Origin of the sequence: Staphylococcus gallinarum (genome assembly GCF_000875895.1) — a bacterium.
Classification (GTDB): Bacteria; Bacillota; Bacilli; order Staphylococcales; family Staphylococcaceae; genus Staphylococcus; species Staphylococcus gallinarum.
The window spans coordinates 1-1517 of sequence record NZ_JXCF01000088.1; the positions used below are offsets into that span (position 1 = coordinate 1).

The 1517-nt window shown below is 29.5% G+C and carries 1 protein-coding gene; it reads right to left on the minus strand.

Annotated features, from left to right (window positions below; translation table 11 throughout):
- The coding region (locus SH09_RS13540; RefSeq protein ID WP_042740162.1) for an IS1182 family transposase at positions 1 to 1421 on the minus strand (1421 nt) is incomplete at its 3' end.
- Positions 1422 to 1517: the final 96 nt, after the last annotated feature.

Below are 1517 nucleotides of genomic sequence, written 5' to 3' on the forward strand. Positions count from 1 at the left end.
AGCCTTACTATTTCTGAAACTTTTTTGATTTTTGTTAGTCTTTTAAAATTATAAGCAACACAAATTAGGGCTGCTTCTGCACCTACAGATTCCAGCCCCTTTCCTAAAAAGAATGTATAACCGTAATATCTTTTAATAGTCCCAAAAGGGTGTTCTACAATATGTGACCTTTTTTTATAAATTTCATTATTATTCTCAGTTTCTCTCTTCACTTTTTCGAGTATTTCTTCATATTCCCAGCGCTGAATATTTCTACCCCTTACAGACTTTGTACACAAATGATGAGCAGAACAAGCTTGACAACTCTTTTCACCAATATACCTTTTATACATCATGCCATTTTTAGTTGTTTTTTCTGTAAAAGGAAGTTCTTTTCCTTCTGGACAAATATAAGAATCTGTATCTTTTTGATATTGGAATTTTTCTTTTGAGTACTGTGTCCCACCTAGTATATTTTTGGATTTTTGCGGTTTAATGTATACAGTATTATCGTCATCTACACAGTTTTTAATTTCTTTCATATTGTAATAGCCTGTATCAGCTAATATAATTCTATTCTTATCTTTTGTTAATAATTTGTTTGTTTTTGAAACCATAGAAGCTAATTGACTTTGATCATTTATGTCATTCACAACATCTAGTGTAACAATTAATTTATGTTTACTATCAACAGAAGATTGCATATTATAAGATATATCGATTTTCCCATTATTTTTCATAGCTCTTGAGTCTGGATCGGTAGTGGTTAATTGTTTCTTATTTTCTTTTTTCATTTCATTTTTTAGTTCAGTTAACTCTTTCTTTTTCACTTCATATCGCATGATTTTTGACTTAACCGATGAAACTGTTTCTTGGTTTAATATACTTTCCTCAGAAATCTTTTCTAGTTGATGTATATATTTATCAATTTTTTCATCTATATAATTTATCTTTTTCGTCAGTCCATTTGGAGTAATATAATTACTTTTACTATTTTGAGCAGTGATTTTTGTCCCATCAATTGCGATAATTCTACCGTCAATTAATCCCCATCCTTTTAAAATATATGTAAAAGTTTTCATGACTTGTTTAAAACTCTGACGATTCTCTTTAAGAAATAACGAGATAGTTCCGTGGTCAGGACAAATACTATTTACTAACCACATTAATTCAATATTTCTTTTACATTCTACTTCTAAAGATCGTGATGATCTAATTTTATTAAAGTATCCATATATAAATAACTTTAATAAATCTTTTCTCTCATAAGGTTGTTGTCCACGGTTGTTTTTACTATATTCTTTAATTCCTAAATCTTTCAAACAGAGAGACTCTACAAACGCATCAATTGCCCGAACAGGGTTTTCCTCCTCAATCATTTCATCTAAAGTTAATAATTGAAAGCTTACTTGATTTCTTGAAAATCCCTGTATATTAGCCATTTAGTAGTATCCTCCTTTAAACTTCTATCAAATATATAATACAATAAACTAGTATTATTTGTTAGACAGTCTGGCGTACGGACCCGTACTTGGCGG